Origin of the sequence: Mycobacterium sp., assembly GCF_965229105.1 — a bacterium.
Classification (GTDB): Bacteria; Actinomycetota; Actinomycetes; order Mycobacteriales; family Mycobacteriaceae; genus Mycobacterium.
This window is the reverse complement of record NZ_OZ245858.1, coordinates 2,724,076-2,742,264: the sequence shown is the minus strand read 5'-3', so window position 1 is coordinate 2,742,264 and position 18,189 is coordinate 2,724,076. Positions and strand designations below refer to the sequence as shown.

16 protein-coding genes are annotated in these 18,189 nt (G+C 63.8%); 8 read left to right on the top strand and 8 right to left on the bottom strand.

Features of this window, described 5'->3' with window-relative positions:
* Positions 1 to 25: 25 nt before the first annotated feature.
* Complete coding sequence (locus ADBZ9O_RS13005) at positions 26 to 694, bottom strand: HNH endonuclease signature motif containing protein (RefSeq protein WP_526531805.1); 669 nt, start codon at positions 692 to 694, stop codon at positions 26 to 28.
* A 184-nt stretch (positions 695 to 878) separates the two neighbouring features.
* Between ADBZ9O_RS13005 and ADBZ9O_RS13000 the strand changes: the two genes are divergently transcribed.
* From ADBZ9O_RS13000 to ADBZ9O_RS12990, 3 genes are read left to right on the top strand one after another with little or no spacing between them, the layout of a single operon-like run.
* Positions 879 to 1,886 carry a sensor domain-containing protein gene (locus ADBZ9O_RS13000; protein WP_526531803.1) on the top strand — a complete coding sequence of 336 codons (1,008 nt, stop codon included), beginning with the start codon at positions 879 to 881 and terminating at the stop codon, positions 1,884 to 1,886.
* 24 nt (positions 1,887 to 1,910) lie between these two features.
* Entirely contained in the window at positions 1,911 to 2,306 is a 396-nt protein-coding gene (locus ADBZ9O_RS12995; protein WP_526531801.1) for a globin, read from the top strand.
* A complete protein-coding gene (locus tag ADBZ9O_RS12990; RefSeq protein ID WP_526533116.1) occupies positions 2,189 to 3,892 on the top strand; it encodes a glycoside hydrolase family 13 protein in 1,704 nt (567 codons plus the stop codon). Before ADBZ9O_RS12995 ends, ADBZ9O_RS12990 begins: the two co-directional genes overlap by 118 nt.
* A gap of 106 nt (positions 3,893 to 3,998) precedes the next feature.
* Here the strand turns inward: ADBZ9O_RS12990 and ADBZ9O_RS12985 are convergent, their stop codons facing one another.
* Complete coding sequence (locus tag ADBZ9O_RS12985) at positions 3,999 to 4,349, bottom strand: hypothetical protein (RefSeq protein WP_526531799.1); 351 nt, start codon at positions 4,347 to 4,349, stop codon at positions 3,999 to 4,001.
* Between the two features lie 318 nt (positions 4,350 to 4,667).
* On the opposite strand from ADBZ9O_RS12985, the gene ADBZ9O_RS12980 reads away from it, so the two are divergent.
* Both ADBZ9O_RS12980 and ADBZ9O_RS12975 read left to right on the top strand, forming a co-directional pair.
* On the top strand, positions 4,668 to 5,258 hold the full coding sequence (locus tag ADBZ9O_RS12980; RefSeq protein ID WP_526531797.1) for a cysteine hydrolase family protein: 591 nt from the start codon (positions 4,668 to 4,670) through the stop codon (positions 5,256 to 5,258).
* Between the two features lie 103 nt (positions 5,259 to 5,361).
* Positions 5,362 to 5,721, top strand: a complete 360-nt coding sequence (locus tag ADBZ9O_RS12975) for an NUDIX domain-containing protein (protein ID WP_526531795.1) — start codon at positions 5,362 to 5,364, stop codon at positions 5,719 to 5,721.
* A gap of 173 nt (positions 5,722 to 5,894) precedes the next feature.
* Here ADBZ9O_RS12975 and ADBZ9O_RS12970 read toward each other — a convergent pair whose 3' ends face one another.
* The 6 genes from ADBZ9O_RS12970 to ADBZ9O_RS12945 form a co-directional block, all read right to left on the bottom strand.
* Positions 5,895 to 7,112, bottom strand: coding sequence for a diguanylate cyclase (locus tag ADBZ9O_RS12970; protein WP_526531793.1), 1,218 nt, complete (start codon positions 7,110 to 7,112; stop codon positions 5,895 to 5,897).
* A gap of 190 nt (positions 7,113 to 7,302) precedes the next feature.
* On the bottom strand, positions 7,303 to 7,986 hold the full coding sequence (locus ADBZ9O_RS12965) for a DUF8185 domain-containing protein (protein ID WP_526531791.1): 684 nt from the start codon (positions 7,984 to 7,986) through the stop codon (positions 7,303 to 7,305).
* The gene (locus tag ADBZ9O_RS12960) at positions 7,974 to 8,402 is read right to left on the bottom strand and encodes an acyl-CoA thioesterase (protein ID WP_526531789.1); all 429 of its coding nucleotides are present in this window, start codon (positions 8,400 to 8,402) and stop codon (positions 7,974 to 7,976) included. Before ADBZ9O_RS12960 ends, ADBZ9O_RS12965 begins: the two co-directional genes overlap by 13 nt.
* A gap of 8 nt (positions 8,403 to 8,410) precedes the next feature.
* The gene (locus ADBZ9O_RS12955; protein ID WP_526531787.1) at positions 8,411 to 13,273 is read right to left on the bottom strand and encodes an NAD-glutamate dehydrogenase; all 4,863 of its coding nucleotides are present in this window, start codon (positions 13,271 to 13,273) and stop codon (positions 8,411 to 8,413) included.
* Between the two features lie 54 nt (positions 13,274 to 13,327).
* Positions 13,328 to 15,001 carry an energy-dependent translational throttle protein EttA gene (gene ettA / locus ADBZ9O_RS12950; RefSeq protein ID WP_526531785.1) on the bottom strand — a complete coding sequence of 558 codons (1,674 nt, stop codon included), beginning with the start codon at positions 14,999 to 15,001 and terminating at the stop codon, positions 13,328 to 13,330.
* A gap of 93 nt (positions 15,002 to 15,094) precedes the next feature.
* Positions 15,095 to 15,565 carry a single-stranded DNA-binding protein gene (locus ADBZ9O_RS12945; RefSeq protein WP_526531783.1) on the bottom strand — a complete coding sequence of 157 codons (471 nt, stop codon included), beginning with the start codon at positions 15,563 to 15,565 and terminating at the stop codon, positions 15,095 to 15,097.
* 177 nt (positions 15,566 to 15,742) lie between these two features.
* Here ADBZ9O_RS12945 and atzF point away from each other — a divergent pair, with 177 nt between their 5' ends.
* The 3 genes from atzF to ADBZ9O_RS12930 all read left to right on the top strand — a co-directional run bounded on the left by atzF (position 15,743) and on the right by ADBZ9O_RS12930 (position 18,186).
* A complete protein-coding gene (atzF, locus tag ADBZ9O_RS12940) occupies positions 15,743 to 17,371 on the top strand; it encodes an allophanate hydrolase (RefSeq protein WP_526531781.1) in 1,629 nt (542 codons plus the stop codon).
* 195 nt (positions 17,372 to 17,566) lie between these two features.
* Positions 17,567 to 17,863: a hypothetical protein gene (locus ADBZ9O_RS12935; RefSeq protein WP_526531779.1), complete on the top strand. Its 297-nt coding sequence runs from the start codon at positions 17,567 to 17,569 to the stop codon at positions 17,861 to 17,863.
* Positions 17,864 to 17,874: 11 nt separating this feature from the next.
* Positions 17,875 to 18,186, top strand: coding sequence for a hypothetical protein (locus tag ADBZ9O_RS12930; RefSeq protein ID WP_526531777.1), 312 nt, complete (start codon positions 17,875 to 17,877; stop codon positions 18,184 to 18,186).
* Positions 18,187 to 18,189 lie beyond the last annotated feature (3 nt).

The window sequence follows — 18,189 nt, the reverse complement described above, 5'->3', positions numbered from 1 at the left end:
AGCCCACACCTCGCCGCACCGGTCGTCAGGCGGCGCCTTCACCGAGGTAGCGCACCCACGCCGGGTCGAGCTCCTTGACCGTCGACAGCAACCGCCAGTGCTGGCCTTTCGGCGGCATCGGGGCCATCCGAAGTGCCCAGCCCAGCTCGGACAACAGCTTGTCGGCCTTACGGTGATTGCAGCTAGAACAGCACGCCACACAGTTCTCCCATGTGTGCTCGCCGCCTCGGCTGCGTGGTATCACGTGATCGACCGTGTCGGCTTTGCCGCCGCAGTAAGCGCAGCGGAACCTGTCGCGGTGCATGAGCGCGGCTCTGGTCATCGGGATTCGGGCCCGGTATGGCACCCGGACGTAGCTGCGCAGCCGGATCACCGACGGAACCGTGATGGTCCGGCTGGCCGAGTGGATCACCGGCCCCGACGGATCGTCGTGCACGACGTCGGCCTTACCGCACAGCAGCATGACGACGGCGCGGCGCATCGGCAGCGCAGTCAACGGTTCGTAGGTGGAATTGAGCAGGAGCACCCGGCGCCGACCCCATACCGACCCGCCATCATGCGGGGCGTGGAGCTGCGGAGCTAGCTTCTCCAGGGCCTCCACGCTGTGCAGACCCGAAGGTGGGGGCGGCACAGACCCGCCAGCAGCGGCGCGGTGACCAACCCTATTCAGATGGCTACGTTTGCGCTGCGACATTGATCCTCCGTCGACAGTCCACCACGGATCTGGTTTCGTCGCACGGCAATTTGTGTCGTGTTCGCAGGTCAATCCGGTGAACTTCATTTGACGTTTTCCCTACCGGGGCGGTATGCGACCCACCTGAGTGCGCTGAGCAGCCAAGGTGCGATTGAATACCGGGACGCACGAGGGGGAAAGACAGATGACCTACGGCCCCGACGGTCCCGGCCCGAATGAACCGCAATACCCGTACAGCTACGAGTGGTCGCCAGGACACACCCAGTCTTATCCCCTGCTACAGACCAGCAAGATGGCCACCTGGTCGATCGTCTTTGCGTTTGTTTTCGCCCCGATCGGCGCGGTGCTGGGTCACTTTGCACTGGCTAATATCCGCGATTATCACCAGCGGGGCCGGGATCGTGCCGTACTCGGGTTGATGCTGTCCTACACGTTCATCGTGATCGCCGTCGGAGCCCTGGTGGTGTGGTCGATCACGCCGACGCGCCCATTGCTTTCCGCGACCGCGCCCATCAAAGTGACGCTGACTCCCCCACCGATGCCCACGCCGTCGTTCTCTGCGCCGAGCACCAAGCCCAGACCGAACACACCCCTGGTGACCCCGACGGACCTGCCGCAGCTGCTGCTGACGATCGACGACGTCAAAGCGATCATGGATACGCCGAAGCTCACGCAGACCATGGGAACGCCGCCCCTACGACCGCGCCCCGACAGCCCTCCCGGCGCCCCGAGCGGTGAAGCGACGACCAACCCGCCCGAATGCGTCGGTGCGGTGCTGAACGGTATCGACACCGTCTACGCCAGCTCAGGCGCCCAGGGTTTCCAGCAAGCCGGCTTCGCCGACCCGTCTACCGGCACATTCGTCGGCGAATCCGTCTTCGCCCTCGCTAACGCTGACTCCGCGCAAAGGTTCGTCTCCAAGATGGTGGATCAGTGGCGCGGCTGTGCCGGAAAACGGGTGACGTTTTCGACCCCCGGCCAGCCCACGCTGAACTGGACTGTCGGGACTGTCACGACGCTCGGCGACCGGATAACGCTCAACAACGTCATCGCCGCCGCGCGGTCCGAACCACAGGTCCGCATCGTGGCGGCCAAGAACAACGTCATCGTCGACCTGAATGTGTTCTCCCGCACGTTGGCCGATCAACCGGCCATCATTGCGGATCAAATCCTGGCCAAAGTTCCGGGCTGAACGCCATCGGCGACAATGGTGGAGATGCCTGACGAACTGCAGTCCTTTTACGACGCCGTCGGCGGCGCCGCCACGTTCCATACGATCGTTGCCCGCTTCTATGAGCAGGTCGCCGAGGACGAGGTCCTGCGTCCGCTCTATCCAGACGACGACCTGCCCGGTGCCGAGATTCGGCTCCGGATGTTTTTAGAGCAGTACTGGGGTGGGCCGCGCACGTACACCGAGCAGCGCGGACATCCTCGGCTGCGAATGCGCCACCACCCGTTCAAGATCGGCTTCATCGAGCGCGACGCGTGGCTGCGGTGCATGCACAACGCCATCGCGTCGATCGACCGGGAGACGTTGGACGACGAGCACCGCAAGCAGTTGCTCGACTACCTGGAGATGGCTGCACAGTCGATGGTGAACTCGGCGTTCTGACTACAGTCGGTGTAGTGACAGACCTCGATGCCCCCTGGTGGTCAGATGCCGTCTTCTATCAGGTGTATCCGCGCTCCTTCCGCGATACCACCGGCAACGGAGTCGGTGACCTCGACGGGGTGACCAACGGCCTGGACTATCTGGCCCGGCTTGGCATCAACGCCATCTGGCTCAATCCGGTGATGGTCTCGCCGATGGCCGATCACGGTTACGACGTCGCCGACCCCCGCGACGTCGACCCGCTATTCGGCGGGATCGACGCACTGACCCGGTTGATCGAGGCAGCCCACGCCCGCGATATCAAGATCACGATGGATCTGGTGCCCAATCACACCAGTTCACAACATCTATGGTTTCAGGAAGCACTTGCGACAGGTCCCGGCAGTGCACAGCGTGAGCGCTACATCTTCCGCGACGGGCGCGGTCCACGCGGGTTGCATCCGCCGAACAACTGGGTCTCGGTATTCGGCGGACCTGCCTGGACCCGCGTCGTGGAGCCGGACGGTAACCCGGGTCAGTGGTATCTGCACCTGTTCGACCCCGAGCAACCAGACCTGAACTGGGACAATCCCGCGGTCTACCAGGATCTGGAGGAGACGCTGCGGTTCTGGCTGGACCGCGGTGTCGACGGGTTCCGCATCGACGTCGCGCACGGCATGGCGAAACCGGCCGGGCTGCCCGATATGAAGAACGCTGATTTAGCGATCCTGCACACCGATGACGATGACCCACGGTTCAACCAGCCCGGTGTGCACGAGGTCCATCGCTTCATCCGTCGCGTCCTCAACGACTACCCGGATGCCGTTGCGATCGGCGAAATCTGGGTGTTCAACAACGATGACTTCGCCAAATATCTCCGACCCGATGAACTGCATCTGGGCTTCAACTTCCGGCTGGTGCGGGCAAAGTTCGACGCGGCTGAGATTCGTGAAGCGATCGAAAACTCCTTGGCCGCAGCAGATCTGGCAGGATCGCCCGCGACGTGGACGCTGTCCAATCACGACGTCGAGCGGGAAGTCAGCCGATACGGCGGCGGAGCCTTAGGCATCACCAGGGCCAGGGCGATGGCCCTGGTCATGCTGGCACTGCCGGGAATCACGTTCATCTACAACGGTGAAGAGCTTGGATTGCCCAACGTCGATCTGCCCGACGAGGTGCTGCAGGACCCGACGTGGGAGCGCTCCGGGCATCAGGAGCGCGGCCGCGACGGCTGCCGGGTGCCGATGCCGTGGGAGGGTGACGCGCCGCCGTTCGGCTTCTCGACCGACCCGGACACCTGGCTACCGATGCCCGCCGAATGGGCTGACCTGACGGTGCAGAACGAGCGCGACGACCCCGAGTCGACGTTGGCGCTCTTTCAGGCCGCCATCCACTTACGCAAGGACAGAACAGAATTCAGGGGTGGCACTCTCACCTGGCAGCACACCGACGATGACACGTTGGTATTTCGCACCGCCGGCGGTCTGGTCTGTGCGCTGAACACCGGCAGCGTCCCCGTTGCCCTTCCGTCCGGCGAAGTGCTGCTGGCCAGCGGACCGCTGACCGGAGACGAACTGCCGCCCGACACCGCGGTGTGGCTGGCCTGAGCCCACCTCGTACCCGCGAGCAGACGTATATATCCCTGCCGCCCCGGCGTGTCGGGGGACTTTTGCGTCTGCAGAGTCAGGGCAATTCAGTTGGTTCTGGCCGGCTTTACTTCTCTCCGCTTGAGAAAGGACCTATCTCCAACTCGAATCCAGCGGAAGGATTTGGATGTTCACCAGCCTTGTAGTGACGGATGACGCGATGCGGTGCTTGCCGTCCGCGTGGCCGCGCGGTGGTGGCGCGGAAATCGTATCCGTCCTGACCCGGCGCCTCCCAGTCGAAATCCACGGTGTCACCCTCGAACACCTCGCGGAATCCGCCGGATACCTCGACGACTTCACCGGGCCCAGCCTTGGGAATGTCATCGTTCCAAAGATGACTGAAGTGCAGCCAGCAGCCGCCTGGAGTGTCGGGGGAATCGATAACTCCCCACCCCTGCTCGCGATGCCACTCGCGCACTGTCCCTACTGACTGCACATACTCACCCTAGGGGAAGCAGTCACGCCGGCCTACTCATTTTCGAAGGATGAGATAGTTGATCAGATCCCTTCCTAGGCAATGGCTTTCCGTACTGCGCATCAAGACACGAACTACAGGGTGCTCTCCATCTCGACGCATACGACAGGTCCCAGATCCAGCTGCGACGATCGACGATGTGCAAACTACCGGGCATAAACTGACGGCACCGTGCCCCACTCGCTCGACGTGGACCGTCCCTCCTCTACGGGCAGTAACCAACTTTCGCTCAAACCGACACTGCTCGAAAGGACAAGATAGATGCCTGACCGACCCATCTTCGATCCCCAACACACAGCATTGCTCGTGATGGACTACCAGAATGGGATCGTCGCTCAGCTACCCCACGCCGAGTCTCTCCTCGACCGGGCTGCTACCGCGGTTAACAACGTTCGCGAGTGCGGCGCGCACATCGGCTGGGTACGGGTCGCGTTCACCGACACAGACTTCGACGCCATCCCCGAGACCAGCATCTTCGCCACGATAACCTCCGGTGAGCGACGATCGACGCTGCACGCCGATGACCCTGCCACCCAAATTCATGCCCACCTCAAACCTCAGCCTGGCGACATCACCGTTCGCAAGACACGAGTCGGTGCGTTCTCCACCACCGACCTCGAGCAGCAACTGCGCGCACGCGCAGTCACCACCCTCATCCTGGCCGGGATAAGCACCAGCGGCGTCGTCCTTTCCACCGTGCGCGAAGCAATGGACCTCGACTACCAGATCATCGTCCTGCGCGACGCCTGCGCCGACCGCGACCAGGACACCCATGGCTTTCTCGTCACCAAGCTGTTTCCCGTACACAGCCACGTCACCAACGTTGAGGACCTCGACGCACTTTGGGCCTAACGCAGAACATCTTCGCAGCCAGGACGCACGATCCAAGGAGGCACACGGCCATAGCGCCTGTGTCCGTGGACAACTCCTGAACGGGTGCTCGATACTTGAGCCGATGCCGAAGGATTTCGTGACCCCGGAGCAGTACTACGCGCAGCTCGCCCGAGTGAGACAAGGTGCCGGGGCGTTGATCACCACCCCTGATGGGCGTGTGGTGATGTACGACGTGACATACCGCGACCATCTCGAACTACCAGGTGGTGCTGTCGAAGGTGGCGAGTCGCCATCAGCAGCGTGCGCGCGAGAGTGCCTGGAAGAACTGGGCATCGATATAGCAGTCGGGCGACTGCTGGTGCTGGATCACCAGACCGACGAGGGGGAACGGGGTGACTCCGTCATGTTCGTCTACGACGGCGGCGTCCTCGAAGAGCTTGCCCTTCGGGCTGTCCCAGCCAGTGAAGAGGGTCGAGGGTAGGTCTTCGTTGATCCGGTGGACTTGGATGGCGTCACGGTCCCGCGCCTGGCCAACAGGATTCGCTCTGCGCTCACCGCGCGCAAAACCGCAAGCGTGGTCGAGGCGGTCAACGGGGAAAGCCGGTAAGCACCAGCAAGGTCTCGCCGACTAGGGTAAACCGACCCGGTAGGTCCTCAAGGGCCGAATCCAGGCTCAGCGTCGACCTCCTCGGCGACTCTCCGCCGTGCCTTATGGCGGTACATGTTCATGTCGGCTTCACGGATGAGTTCGCCAATGTCGTTGGTGGCGCTGCACGTCCACCCCACCGACGCAGTGAGCGTCACCTCGCCGCCGTCAACGGGATAGCTCCCGCTCAACACCGCGCCAACACGATCGGCCAGCCGCGCGACCAGACCTTCGGTGACCGAGTCGACCACTAAGACAACGAACTCGTCGCCGCCGAGCCGATAGACCGAGTTTGGTTGCGCCACCGCATCAGCCAGACGATGGGCCGCGGCCTGCAGGACCGCGTCCCCCGCAGCATGGCCGTAAACGTCGTTGACGTGTTTGAACCCGTCGAGGTCGGCGAACACGATTCCGACCAACGCCGAGGGATCGACAGTTCGGCGATCGGCGATCTGGGCCACCAGCGAATGCCGGTTGTGCAGCCCTGTGAGCTGATCAGTCACCGCCAGCCGAGCGAATTCCGCATCGGCCACCTTCCGGTCGGTGACATCTTGAAATTGGCTGAGTACGACATCGGCGCTGGTGCTGGCGCGAGCGCCAGGCACCAACACCGAGTGGCGCTGTACCCATATCGTGGTGCCATCGCGCCGAAGGTAACGCGATTCGGCAAAGACCTGGGACACCGAACCCTCGACGAGCTCACGCCACTCCCGCTCTGCAGCGTCACGGTCGTCGGGATGCACACCGTCGAGATAACCCAACCCCTGTGCGTCCTCGCGGCGATAGCCCAGCATCTGGCATAGCGACGGATTGACATAGAGGGCGTACCCGGACGTCGTGAACAGCGCCTCGCCGAATGGGGCGTTTTCCCTGCTGATGTGGAGCAGCCGTTGCGCGTCGTCGCGAGCCCGTTCGGCCTCCACTCGCGCGGTGACATCGGCCACCTGGACGTATAGACCCTGGACCTGCCCGTCGACCACTTCGGGTATGTAGGACGCCTGCACGTGACGAGTGACGCCGTTGTGGTCGGTCAGTGTCTTTTCGAAGACTTGGTCGTGGCCGGCCATAGCGGCTTCGACATACGGACGGCTCACCTCGCCGAGTTCCCCGACCAATAACTCGAAGATGTGACAACCGTGGATCTCTTCGGGAGTCTTGCCGAAGAACAGGCCATGGGCCTGGTTGGCAACGACGTTGCGAAGGTTGCCGTCCCAGTAGGCAACCATCGCTGGCAATTGATCAATAAGTTGCCTCAGCCTAGAACTACCGTCTGCCACCTCGGCGTCAGACATGAGCAGACCTCCCCCGCTTAATTAATCAGGAAACTGCGACGGCCCGGTCCTTCGAGCTGACCCAGTTTATAAGCACCGCCATCATCGGACCGCACAAGCCGTTTCCATGCTGCTCGCGGGAGATCTAGCGCAATACCACCGCAGGGTCACCACGCCTGCGGTACACCGAACCGAACCTGGCGTCGATCCGCAGCCAGGTGGGCATCACCCGTACCCGCACGATCTCGTCGGCGGCGACCGAATCCGGCGCAAAGTCATCACCAGCGCTGACCGACTGCGGTAGGAAACCCATTGCTGTCAAAGCGAATACGCATCGCATCGGGATGCCCACCGAGTGCTCCCCCGAGCTGACGCTGACCACTTCCTGATCGAGAAGCGATACCGGCGGACCCTGCGCACCGTGTTCGCGGGCCAGGGCCACCCCGCGTTGCGCCAGATCCAACATCACCCGTGCCGGTACGTCATCGAGGTGCACAAAGCCCGCGTCGGGCGGCAGCACACCGCGCCATGCGGAATCCATCGCGAAGCCCGGGTTCACATATCCCGAGTCCTCGGTCGCCGACAACGCCCGAGTCAGGGCATCGGCGCCGGCAGACAAATCGTCGGGCCGCACCGTGGCGCGCAATGCGCGCGCCGCCAGCACATCGAACCCTGTTGCCACCCAGGCCATCACCGTCGTATCGGAGCGCTTCCGGAAGCGCAGCACAGCTGCGTCGTCCAGGCGTAGGGCCCGTTCGGTGAACGCGGCGAGGTCGACCCGCTGAGCCTCATCGGCCAGCCATACCCCCCGCTCCGCTACCGCTGCCACTGCTGCAGGTACTCCCGGTGATGTGGCGATAGCCGCACCAGCCGCTGTTCGTCGATATCGAATGCGGCCAGCTGGGTTTCGGCGATCACGGCAGGTTTGGATTGCGGATCGGCGTTGACCGAGCGCACCTCGTATCCGAGGGTGAAGTCGACCGCACGCAGCCTGTTCACCCAGATCGTCACCTGCAGAGGTGAATCGACCAGCCGCAGCTGGCCTTTGTAGCCCACTTTCACTTCCGCGATCAACAGGCCAGTGGTGGTGATATCGGCACCGAATGCGTCAGCCAGGAAAGGGATCCGGGCCTCTTCCAACATGGTAACCATGGTGGCGTGGTTGACGTGCTGATACATGTCGATATCCGACCACCGCACCGGCACAGCCGCGACGAACCCCTTCTTGGCCGGGCTCGCTGCCACACCCTCACTCAACCGTTGGACCTCGTTCCGCTGGTGCGCGCCATGCTGCGCAATTGTCGTGCCGCGACAGAGAGCGTTGCCAGGTCACGCTCGTCATCGGCGTAGATCTCGCCCAACGTCCGGCGGGCGCGCTCCACCCGCGACCCGTTGGTGTGCTCCCATTCGGCGATCTTCTCCTCGCCGTTTTCCTCCGGCTCACCGACGGCGAGTACATCGAAGCACAACGCGCGCAGCGAGCCATAAATATCATCGCGAATAGCCAAGCGCGCCAATGAATGCCAGCGATCATCGCGGGGCAAACCGGAGACTGCGGTCAGCAGCGCGTCCGTGCCGAGGTGGTCGATGAGCGTGAAGTAAGTGTCGGCCACTTCGGCTTCGTCTCGGTCGAGAATATCGGCGATATCGATGATATCGAGCAGGCTGTACTGGTACAGACCGGTCGCGACGGTGTAGGCCAAGTCCTGCGCGGCGCCACTGGCCGCGAACTCACCGGCCTCCTTCTCCACGATCGCTTGATCTGCACCGCGCAGCCATTCCGACATCCGCGGAGTAAGGGTGGCGACCTTCGCGGCGAACCGGTTGATCTCCGCACCGACCGCCAACGGTTGCGGCCGATAGTTCAGCAACCAGCGGCCCGCCCGGTCGATGAGGCGTCGCAGATCCAGCGTCATCCGGTCCGAAACATGCACTGGCACATCCGCCGCCCTGATCCGCCGCCACACATCTCCGACGCCGAAGATGGCATCGGTGGCGACGTAGGTCCGCAAGGCGTCCACCGGGCCGACGCCGACATCTTCGGTGATCCGGAACGCGTAGGTGATACCGCTGGTGTCGACGAGGTCGTTGACGAGCATCGTGGTGACGATCTCTCGACGCAGCTGATGCGACCGGATATCGGCGCCGAACAACTCCTGCATCCGGGCCGGGAAGTAGCGCGGTAACCGGGACGCGAAGACTTCCTGATCGGGCAGGTCGGTGGCGAGCACATCGTCCTTGAGCGTTAGCTTGACATGCGCCATCAGGGTCGCGAGTTCCGGTGAGGTCAGCCCCAACCCGAGTTCGTGCCTGCGCCGGAACTCCTTCTCCGACGGCAACGCCTCCAGCTGACGGTTCAATCCGCGCTGATCGGCCAGATACCTGATCTGACTGGCGTGCACGTTGAGCATGCTCGCGGCGTTGGCCCGGCTGGTGCCCATCAGGTCGTTCTGATCGCGGTTGTCTTCGAGCACCAGCTCGCCGACCTCATCGGTCATCGACAGCAGCAGGTTCGTCCGGTCAGCCGGCTGGACCTTGCCCGCTGTCACCATCGCATCGATGAGAATCTTGATGTTGACCTCGTGATCGGAACAATCCACACCCGCAGAGTTATCCAGCGCGTCGGTGTTGCACCGACCACCGTTGAGCTCGAACTCGATGCGGCCCAGCGGGGTGATGCCCAGGTTGCCGCCTTCACCGATCACCTTGGCACGCACTTGATTTGCATTCACCCGGACCGCATCGTTGGCACGGTCACCGACCGCCGCATCGGACTCGTTTTCGGCCTTGAAATAGGTGCCGATACCGCCGTTGTAGAACAGATCCACCGGGGCCCGCAGGATTGCGCTGGTCAGTTTCGGTGGCGAAAGCTCGGTGACGTCGTCGTCGAGGCCAAGGGCGGCACGCACTTCCGGGCTGAGCGGAATCGACTTCTGCTCGCGGCTGAACACACCGCCGCCCGCGCTGATCAAGGACTTGTCGTAGTCATCCCAACTCGACCGCGGCAACTCGAACAGGCGCCGCCGTTCGGCCCAGGACGTCGCGGCATCGGGGTTGGGGTCGAGGAAGAAATGCCGATGGTCGAATGCCGCGACCAGCCGAATGTGCTTGGACAACAGCATGCCGTTACCGAACACGTCGCCGCTCATATCGCCGACGCCCGCGACGGTGAAGTCCTCGGACTGGGTGTCGATGCCCATCTCGCGGAAGTGCCGTTTGACGCTCTCCCAGCAGCCTTTCGCGGTGATTCCCATCGCCTTGTGGTCGTAACCCACGGAGCCGCCGGAGGCGAAAGCATCTCCGAGCCAGAAGCCGTAGGACTTGGCGACATCGTTGGCGATATCGGAGAACGTGGCCGTGCCCTTGTCGGCGGCCACCACCAGGTAGGCGTCATCACCGTCGCGCCGGATCACCTCGGACGGGGTGACGACCAGGCCGTTGGTCTGGTCGACGTTATCGGTGACGTCGAGCAGACCGGCGATGAACAGTTTGTAGCAGGCGACACCCTCGGCACGGGTCGCCTCTCGGTCCACACCCGCGTCACCGGTGGCTTCGGGTGGGTGCTTGACGACGAAGCCACCCTTGGCTCCGACGGGCACGATGACGGCGTTTTTGACGGCCTGAGCTTTGACCAGTCCAAGGACCTCGGTCCGGAAGTCTTCCCGGCGGTCCGACCAGCGCAGCCCACCACGCGCCACCGGACCGAACCGAAGGTGTACGCCCTCGACGCGCGGGGAGTAGACGAAGATCTCGAACCGGGGCCGCGGCAAGGGCAGCTCGTCGATCAGTCCTGGGTTCAGTTTGATCGACAGCACATTCTGTGACCGCGCGGAATCTGGCCGCGTCACAAAGTAATTGGTTCGCAGGGTGGCCTGAACCAGCGCGGCGAACGCCCGCAGGCACCGATCGGTGTCGAGGCTGACCAAGGCGTCGATATCGGCGGCTACGGCGGCAGCGGCCCGCTGCGCGTCGCGGCCGCTGGGCGCATCGGGCGAGCCGACCGCCGGATCGAACAACGCCTCGAACAATTCGACGAGGGACCGCGCAGTGCCCGCGTTCTCGTTGAGCACGGATTCGATATGGGCCTGGCTGTACGGAAAACCAGCCTGCCGCAAGTACTTTGCGTAGGCCCGCAGAATCACCACCTGTTGCCAGGTCAGGCCGGCCCGCAGAACCAGCTCGTTGAACCGGTCGATCTCGACGCGGCCCTGCCAGATCGCGGTGACAGCATCGGCAAACCGCTCGGCCTGCTCCTGCCTGGCTGGTCCCTGCTCGACTTCCTGCACGCTGCGGTGCGGCGCGATCTTGAATTGGTAGATCCAGACCGGCAGGCCGTCGGGTCGCACGACGGTGAACGGTCGTTCTTCGAGTACCACGACGCCCATGCACTGCAGCATCGGCAGCAACTGGCTCAGCGATGCCGATCGGCCGCCGAGGTACCAGGTCAGCTGGGCATTACCGTCCTCCCCGCGATCAGAGAACACCAGCTTGACCGAATCATCGTGCAGCTCAGCGATAATGGCGATGTCGTTGATCGCGTCGACCGGCGCGACAGCCTGCTTGTACATCTCGGGGAATGCCATCGCGTAGTGCTTGGCCTCGGCCAGCCCGATCGAACCAACCTGTACCGCGCCGACCAGCCGGTCGCCCCAGGTTCGGGCCGCTTCGGTCAGCAGGCTCTGGATCCGTGTCTCGTTGCTCAGGGAGACGTCGATATCCTGTGGGCGCGAACCATCGGGCAGCCGGACGGTGAAATGAACCAGCGCCCAGGGTGATTCGCTGACACGTGCGGTGTATTCGATGCTGACACCGCCGAGTTCGCGGACCAGGATGTCTTGTATCCCCAGCCGGACCACCGTCGTGTAGCGGTCACGGGGAAGGTAGACCAGACACGATACGAAGTGCCCAAGCTGATCGGCCCGCATGAACAGCAGAGTCCGTCGGCCGGAGCCGAGGTCGACGACCGCCAGGGCCATATCGAGTAGTTCGTGGGCGCTCAGCGCGAACAGCTCCGAGCGGGGCACCGTTTGGATGACGTCGAGCAGCAACGGACCCGGATGGCTCGGATCTTTGGCCGACAGCTCGAGCGCCTCCTGCACGCGCCGCGAGATCAGCGGAATCTCCAGAACATTGGCGTTCATCGCGGCGACGGTGAACAACCCGACGAAACGGTGTTCGATGGCGGTGGCACCGTCCTGGTCTTCCCGGACCACGACGATGTAGGGGTACGCGCCGTGGCGCAGGAAGCTCGGAATGGTCGCCTGCGCCAGTACCAGCAGATCGTTGGTATCGGTCAGCTGGGGCAGGACATCTTTGCGCAGCCGAAGTACGCCGAGCCGACTGGCCCGATCGACTGTCGCCTGCCCGTCGCGCACCGGGCACCGTTGCGTACCGAGCAGGACGAAATGTCCGTCCGCCAGCCAGCGCAGCAGCGTCGCGACATCGGTGCGGTCCGGCCCCGGGAACCGTGAACCCTGGTCGGCGTCGACATCGTCGGCCAGTGCCAACAGAGTGGTTGCCATAGCTGTGGAGTCCGTGGCAACCTGCCGCGCGTCGGCCAGGACGTCAGGCAGCAGCCGTTGCGCCTCGGCCAATGCCTTGCGATCGACAGACGGTGAGAGCTCGACATGGACCCACGTCTCGTCGGTCCCGCTGCCTGGCACCTCATCCGGCCCGACGCTCGTGACGTCGAGCAGATCGCCCTCGGCGTTGCGGTGCACCCGCAGTACCGGGTTCATGATCGCGACATAGGCCACACCGAGCCGGTGCAGTAGCACCGAGACGGAGTCCATCAGCATGGACGCGTTCTCGGTCACCACCTGCAGCGCCGGGCCGAAACCACCCGGATCGTCGGCAGGGTAGATCGCCACCGCGGTCTCCCCGGCCTGACGATGACGGGCCAGTGCGTATTGCGCGGCCACCAGAGCCGGTGAGGCGACGTCGGCATCGACCACACGGTGCAGCGGTCCGGAGCTCAGTGCATCGGCCTCTGCCGATGGCGCATCGCCGTGCGGGCCCCGATAGGTATCGGCGTAGGCCTTAGCGAGGTCATCGCTGACGCTGCGGTCGAGCTCTGCTCCACCGTCGACACCGGTTGACCCTGGATTCACCGTCATGCGGATCGCTCCCTGACTCGGCTGCGTACCGGCGCTGGCACGCAGCCGCCCACATTAGTCGCGTGTGAGCCTGCGGTGGGTCACCCTGTGCGGACGCGCGGCGTCGGCACCGAGGCGCTCCAGTTTGTTCTCCTCATAGCCACCGAAGTTGCCTTCGAACCAGAACCACTTCGCCTCGTTGTCGGAGTCACCCTCCCAGGCCAGGATGTGGGTGCACGTGCGGTCCAGGAACCACCTGTCGTGCGAGATCACCACAGCGCAGCCGGGGAACTCCTGGAGGGCATTCTCCAAAGAACTGAGCGTCTCGACGTCCAGGTCGTTGGTCGGTTCGTCGAGCAGGATCAGGTTGCCGCCCTCTTTGAGCGTCAGTGCCAGGTTCAAGCGGTTACGTTCACCACCGGAGAGCACCCCCGCCGGCTTCTGTTGATCGGGGCCTTTGAAGCCGAACGCCGAGACGTAGGCACGAGACGGTACTTCGTTCTGACCGACCTCGATGTAGTCCAGACCGTCGGAGACAACCTGCCAGACGTTCTTCTTCGGATCGATGCCGCCGCGGTTCTGGTCGACGTAGCTCAGCTTGACCGTTTCACCGACCTTGACCGTGCCGCTGTCGGGTTGCTCCAACCCGACGATGGTCTTGAACAGCGTGGTCTTGCCGACACCGTTGGGACCGATGACGCCGACAATGCCGTTGCGCGGCAGGGTGAAGGACAGATCCTTGATCAGGATCCGACCATCGAAGCCCTTGTCGAGGTTCTTGGTCTCGACCACAATGTTGCCCAGACGCGGGCCGGTCGGGATCTGAATTTCTTCGAAGTCCAGCTTGCGGGTCTTCTCCGCTTCAGCCGCCATCTCTTCGTAGCGACTCAGCCGCGCCTTGTTCTTGGCTTGGCGGGCCTTCGCGCCCGAACGGACCCAGGCCAGCTCTTCGAGCAGTCGCTTCTGCAGCTTCTGATCCTTGCGGCCGGTGACGGCCAGACGTTCGGCCTTCTTCTCCAGGTAGGTGGAGTAGTTGCCCTCGTAGGGGTACGCGCGGCCACGGTCGAGTTCCAGAATCCACTCGGCGACGTTGTCGAGGAAGTACCGGTCGTGGGTGACCGCCAGAATGGCACCCGGGTAATCGGCCAGGTGCTTCTCCAACCACAGCACGCTTTCGGCGTCCAGATGGTTGGTGGGCTCGTCGAGCAGCAACAGATCGGGCTCCGAGAGCAGCAGCTTGCACAGCGCGACGCGGCGCTTCTCACCACCGGAGAGGTGAGTGACCGGCTCGTCAGGCGGCGGGCAGCGCAGCGCATCCATCGCCTGCTCGAGCTTGGAGTCAAGATCCCAGGCGTCGGCCGCGTCCAGCTCCTCCTGGAGCTGACCCATCTCCTCCATCAGCTCGTCGGTGTAGTCCGTGGCCATCAGCTCGGCGACTTCGTTGTACCGGTTGAGCTTCGCCTTGACCGGAACGCCTTCTTCGACGTTCTCGCGGACCGTCTTCGTCTCGTCCAGCTTCGGTTCCTGCATCAAGATGCCGACCGTCGCGCCGTTCGCGAGGAAGGCGTCACCGTTGTTGGCCTGGTCGAGACCTGCCATGATCCGCAAGACGCTCGACTTACCAGCCCCGTTGGGACCGACGACGCCGATCTTGGCTCCCGGAAGGAAGTTCAGGGTGACATCGTCGAGGATGACTTTGTCGCCGTGCGCCTTGCGGACCTTCTTCATCGTGTAGATGAACTCAGCCATGCCGCAGTATTGCCTTTCTGGTCTGCACATATATGTATTGCTCGCAGACCATCCTATGCGCGCGTCCGCCGCGGCCAGACGGCGCACGTAGCGTCAGGCCGCAGCCTCCTCCGTCTCTTCGGCGGCGCCGCCAGCCGGATCGACCTCGGTGGACTCGACGGCATCGGACCCTTCGGAAGTTTCGGCGGAACCCGCCGCGTTGCCTGACTGGCCGTGCTTCTCGATCTTGGCGATATAGCGCGACAGGTCGGGTCCGACCGCATTGGCCCGCAGTTCCATCGAGGACCGCCGGATACCTTCGCGGTCTTCGTACTCGCTGGTGTAGACCTGACCGACGACGATCACCGCGTCACCCTTGGCGAGGCTGGCGCCGACCCCGGTGGCCAACCTGCCCCAGCAGTTGACGGTGACATACAGCGAGTTGCCCGGCTCCCAGGTGCCCTCGTCGGTGCGGCGCCGCGCATTGCTGGCCACCCGGAACTTCACGACTTCCTGTTCGCCGACACGGCGGCGCTGTGGGTCGGTGACGATTCTGCCGATCACGGTCAATGGTGTTTCGAACATCACTACATTCCTTCTCTCGGATGGTGCATTCCAGGCGACACCCCGCGGTGCCGTAGCTGCCATTGACCTCGGGACCGGTGACAGGGAACTGCGGTCGACCGCAGTACGGCGCCGGGCTGTGGACAAAGGCCGCACTGTGGAGTCGCGCAAATACCTGTCGCCCGCTAGGTTTGTCGGATGGCCGTCTGGATCAGCCGCCGACCACAGGCAGACACCGATGCTGAGCTGGCGCAAAGCCGTTCCCTCGAGGGCCCACTGGCCGGTATCCGGCTCGCAGTCAAGGACAACGTCGACGTGGCCGGCCTACCGACCACCGCGGCATGCCCTGAATTCGCCTACGCACCGGCCGCTGACGCCCCCGTCGTGGCGGCCCTGCGTGCGGCAGGCGCCGTCGTGGTCGGCAAGACCAACCTGGACCAGTTCGCGACCGGCCTGGTCGGCACCCGCTCTCCCTACGGCGCAGTCTCCGACAGCCGTCGACCGGAGTACATCAGCGGCGGATCCAGCGCCGGATCAGCGGTCGCCGTCGCGCTCGGCGAAGCCGATATCGCGATCGGCACCGACACGGCCGGATCGGGACGGGTGCCCGCCGGGCTGCAGGGCATCGTCGGGATCAAACCGACCGTCGGTGTCATCAGCACCGTCGGCGTCGTCCCGGCGTGCGAATCCTATGACTGCGTAACCATATTCGCTGCCAATCTGGAGTTGGCCAACCGCGCGATGTCAGCGATGGCCAGCGGAGCACCCGGGCGGGCGTGGCCCGCAGACACCGCGTTGGCCGCACCGCCTCAGCCGGTGGTCGCGGTGCCCGACGAACTGCCCGGCCTGGACGCGACGTGGCAGAAATCGTTCCACGCCGCCGTCGACCGACTGGCCGCCGCCGGAGCGCGCATCATCACCGTGGACATCGCGCCGTTCCTGGCCGCCGCCAAGCTGCTCTACGACGGCGCCCTGGTCAGCGAACGGTACGCCGCCGTAGGCGAATTCATCGATGCACACCAGGACGCAGCACTCGACCCGGTAGTGGCCGCCATCGTGAGCAAAGCCCGCGATATCCCCGCGCACCGACTGGTCCGCGACCGCCGTGACGTCGATGAGTTGCGCCGCACCGCAATGACCCTGCTCGACGGCGCCGACGCCATGATGGTGCCGACCGCACCGATGCACCCGCGCCTCGCTGAGGTGGCCGCCGACCCGGTCGGGGTCAATTCGACAATGGGCACCTACACCAATTTCTGCAATCTCTTCGATATGTGCGCGGTCTCGGTACCCGCCGGAATGGCCGGCGATGCTCAGTTCGGCGTCACCATCTTGGGCCGCGCATTCGACGATGCGGTCGCGCTCGACATCGCTGCGCTGGTGACGAATACGGAAGCACCACAAGAGGTCTGGCCGCTGGCGGCCGCAGCAAGCACCGAGCTGCTGGTCTTCGGCGCACATCTTCGTGGCGGCCCACTGGTGCATCAGCTGACCGACGTCGGTGCCCGCTGGGCAGGTGAGTTCCACACCGCACCGCACTACCGGATGTCGGTGCTGGACACCGTGCCCGTCAAACCCGCGATCGGCCGGGTCGCCGACGGTGATGACGGCGCGGCCCTATACGGGCATCGGTGGGTGCTCTCCCCTGCCGGGCTCGGTATCTTCCTGGCCGCGCTGCCCGCCCCGATGCAATTGGGCAAGGTCGAATTCGCCGACGGCACATGGCGAACCGCATTCGGCTGCGACGGCGTCGCCGCGGCAGGCGGCAAAGACATCAGCTCCTACGGAAGCTGGCCTGCGGCAAAGGAAGCCGGCGCGCTCGGCTGACGGTGGATCGCGCGACCGGGCTAGGTCGTTCACAAGTCGTCACCATATGATGACGAGCGCGGACGAGTCCTCTGTACCCGGCGCCCGAGTGACTGGCGAACCCTCGCCCCAGCTGTTAAGAAGGGGGTGGACGATGACATTGCGCGTCGAAATTGATGAGCTTGCGGTCGTCATTGTTCCCGGAATAGTCTCCAAATGAGTAAGCGACAGTGGGCGATTCCGGCGAAGGACTGGATTCCGACGTTATATGCCGGCGCTATTTTCGGTGGCGCGTTCTGGATGGTCCTGGCAGCCAAGTTGAGATTTCTGCACTCACCGACCGACCCTCGCGAACACATCAGTGTGCTGATCTCGGCAGGGTCCGTAACGATCATTGGTGTTGTGATCTACCTGATCCCGAGTAGGAAAGCGAAGAGCATCGGCCTGGCGATTGCGATCGGTGCACTTCTCGGTCTGCCAGTCCTCGGATACTTTGCGATCTTTGGCGATTAGAAACGGAAGCCATGACCGAAAACTGGGATGAGGTAGGCGAGCCCAAACTGCCGCCAAGAACCCTGTCCTTCTCACCTAAGCCACTGCAGATGCTTGTCGGGCTATTTCTCGGGGCGCTATCTGCTGTGTTCAATCCCGGACTGATCACGCTGCTGCCCTACATTTGGTTGATACCCGGCGTCATCGGCGTCCTACTGTGGTTATTCAAGGGCGCGCGCTCGTTAGCGACCGGATTTATAGCTGCCAGCGTGGGTTGGCTAGCTTTCCTCGTGACCTTCTGGCTGTACTCGCTATACCTCGGATTCGCTTCCGCCCAGACTTAGCCG

Bases quoted from the DNA above. Each gene is read 5' to 3' on its own strand.
- atzF (WP_526531781.1), top strand. From the start codon at position 15,743: ATGGCCGTCTGGATCAGCCGCCGACCACAGGCAGACACCGATGCTGAG.
- ADBZ9O_RS13005 (WP_526531805.1), bottom strand. From the start codon at position 694: ATGTCGCAGCGCAAACGTAGCCATCTGAATAGGGTTGGTCACCGCGCC.
- ADBZ9O_RS12935 (WP_526531779.1), top strand. From the start codon at position 17,567: ATGAGTAAGCGACAGTGGGCGATTCCGGCGAAGGACTGGATTCCGACG.
- ADBZ9O_RS12945 (WP_526531783.1), bottom strand. From the start codon at position 15,565: ATGTTCGAAACACCATTGACCGTGATCGGCAGAATCGTCACCGACCCA.
- ADBZ9O_RS12975 (WP_526531795.1), top strand. From the start codon at position 5,362: ATGCCGAAGGATTTCGTGACCCCGGAGCAGTACTACGCGCAGCTCGCC.
- ettA (WP_526531785.1), bottom strand. From the start codon at position 15,001: ATGGCTGAGTTCATCTACACGATGAAGAAGGTCCGCAAGGCGCACGGC.
- ADBZ9O_RS12980 (WP_526531797.1), top strand. From the start codon at position 4,668: ATGCCTGACCGACCCATCTTCGATCCCCAACACACAGCATTGCTCGTG.
- ADBZ9O_RS12955 (WP_526531787.1), bottom strand. From the start codon at position 13,273: ATGACGGTGAATCCAGGGTCAACCGGTGTCGACGGTGGAGCAGAGCTC.
- ADBZ9O_RS12970 (WP_526531793.1), bottom strand. From the start codon at position 7,112: ATGGTTGCCTACTGGGACGGCAACCTTCGCAACGTCGTTGCCAACCAG.
- ADBZ9O_RS13000 (WP_526531803.1), top strand. From the start codon at position 879: ATGACCTACGGCCCCGACGGTCCCGGCCCGAATGAACCGCAATACCCG.
- ADBZ9O_RS12995 (WP_526531801.1), top strand. From the start codon at position 1,911: ATGCCTGACGAACTGCAGTCCTTTTACGACGCCGTCGGCGGCGCCGCC.
- ADBZ9O_RS12930 (WP_526531777.1), top strand. From the start codon at position 17,875: ATGACCGAAAACTGGGATGAGGTAGGCGAGCCCAAACTGCCGCCAAGA.